The 1,282-nt window shown below is 38.0% G+C and carries 1 protein-coding gene; it reads left to right on the plus strand.

What is annotated here, in order from left to right; translation table 11 throughout:
* Positions 1 to 246 precede the first annotated feature (246 nt).
* Positions 247 to 1,282 (plus strand): IS110 family RNA-guided transposase (locus BANA01_RS28820; RefSeq protein ID WP_082799707.1); only part of this gene is annotated, 1,036 nt, incomplete at its 3' end.

A 1,282-nucleotide genomic window follows, 5' to 3' on the forward strand; every position in this document is an offset into this window, starting at 1 on the left:
AAACATACTAACATTAGTAGCACAAACCAAGGCCATGGTTTGTGCTACTATTTTTTTATAGTAGAAGTGAAGGAAAGTCGATCCGCCTATGGGACCATGTAAGAGTCCGTATAATAAACAGACCAACTTCACACCCTTGTTTGAATCAGTTTAGTATGTTGGGTCCTAGAGATCGTGTATAAGAAAATGGAATCGATAAGGCACTGTGAAGACTTCTATGATTGGTTATTAAAGGAGAATAGTTATATGAAACATGTCATCGCTCTTGATGTAAGTAAAGGGAAAAGTACCATTGCCATTTATGATGGCTATAGACAATGTGAATTTGAAGGGGAATTGAATCATACACGCACTGATTTTGAGCAGCTACACCTTCGAATTAATGAAATAACAGCTCTTGATGGACAAGCGCCTGAAATCGTATTTGAGGCAACGGGTGTCTATTCAAAATCACTTGAAAAGTTTCTACGGGATCATGGACATACATATTGTCGCATGAATCCGCTTGAAGCGAACCTACAAATGGCTTCAATGCGCCGAAACAAAACCGATATTAGCGACGCGCATGAGTTAGCGAAAACCCACTTTAAATCAGAACGTGAAACGACGTATGTGCAGAATAATTATTATGAACAGATGCGGGCGATGACTCGATATTATGACGAGATTGATGAAGAACTTATTCTTTTACGTAATCGTATGCATGCCATTTTACATATTTCATTTCCAGAGTTGGAACAACTTATTACACCGGGTTCCGCGCTATTTTTAAATATTGTGCAATTGTATCCACATCCAGCACTTTTATTAGCTCATTCAAAGACTATTATTAAAAATCGTTTAAAAAGCAATACACGTAAAAATCTTTCACCAGTACGTGCAGAGAAAAAAGCCATGGTGTTATTAGAAGCTGCGAAAAATTCATATCCTGCCATTGAACCAACGGATATTCGTTGTAACCAAGTACGTGATTATGCCCGACGTATTGCAGATTTAATGGAAAAGAAAGACCAGCTTGTGAAAGAAATGGTGATGATGTCTGAAGGAAGAAAGGAATATATCGTATTACGGTCTTTTCCAGGGATTGGTGATACAACCGCGTGCAGACTTATTGGTGAACTAGGTGATATTGGCCGATTTAAAAACGCGAAACAACTAAACGCTTACGTCGGCATCGATATTATGCGCTATCAATCTGGCCATACACAATACAGTGATCGTATTAATAAACGAGGAAATAAGAAGCTACGGAAGATTTTATTTTTTATGATTTGTACGATGC

Source organism: Neobacillus niacini NBRC 15566 (assembly GCF_001591505.1).
Taxonomy (GTDB): domain Bacteria; phylum Bacillota; class Bacilli; order Bacillales; family Cytobacillaceae; genus Neobacillus; species Neobacillus niacini.